The organism is Endozoicomonas sp. OPT23, from assembly GCF_009653635.1.
Taxonomy (GTDB): domain Bacteria; phylum Pseudomonadota; class Gammaproteobacteria; order Pseudomonadales; family Endozoicomonadaceae; genus Endozoicomonas_A.
Genome location: NZ_PPFD01000016.1, coordinates 1 through 499, shown reverse-complemented (window position 1 = coordinate 499; position 499 = coordinate 1). Strand labels below are relative to the sequence as shown.

The window sequence follows — 499 nt, the reverse complement described above, 5'->3', positions numbered from 1 at the left end:
ATTATCCGCTTAAATAAACTCAGCTTATTTAATTTTGGATTCCACATTTTTAAAGAACGTCTTTCTAAGATAAGAAAGAAAGCAAATACGCTTAATGAATTGGTCGTTTTACTCTTTATCAGAAGAGTCAGAAATTGGTGGAGCTATGCGGGATCGAACCGCAGACCTCCTGCGTGCAAAGCAGGCGCTCTCCCAGCTGAGCTATAGCCCCAATATTCTGAATCAATGATTGGTGGGTCTGGGCAGATTCGAACTGCCGACCTCACCCTTATCAGGGGTGCGCTCTAACCAACTGAGCTACAGACCCAATCATGCAGTTCAGCTGTCCAGCTAAACCAACCGATTCATTAAACACACTTTTTAAAGAACAACTCTTCAGAAAGAAGAGTTTCTTAAAAACAATCAAACAATTCGTGTGAACGCTTATGGACGTCGGTTTTCGTTTAAGGAGGTGATCCAGCCCCAGGTTCCCCTAGGGCTACCTTGTTACGACTTCACC

At 43.5% G+C, this 499-nt stretch carries 2 tRNA genes and 1 rRNA gene; all 3 read right to left on the bottom strand.

The window, feature by feature from the left end:
• Positions 1–135: 135 nt before the first annotated feature.
• A tRNA-Ala gene (locus EOPP23_RS21240) sits at positions 136–211 on the bottom strand.
• A 19-nt stretch (positions 212–230) separates the two neighbouring features.
• Positions 231–307: transfer RNA gene (locus EOPP23_RS21235), tRNA-Ile, on the bottom strand.
• 137 nt (positions 308–444) lie between these two features.
• Positions 445–499 (bottom strand): 16S ribosomal RNA (locus tag EOPP23_RS21230); the annotation flags it as partial.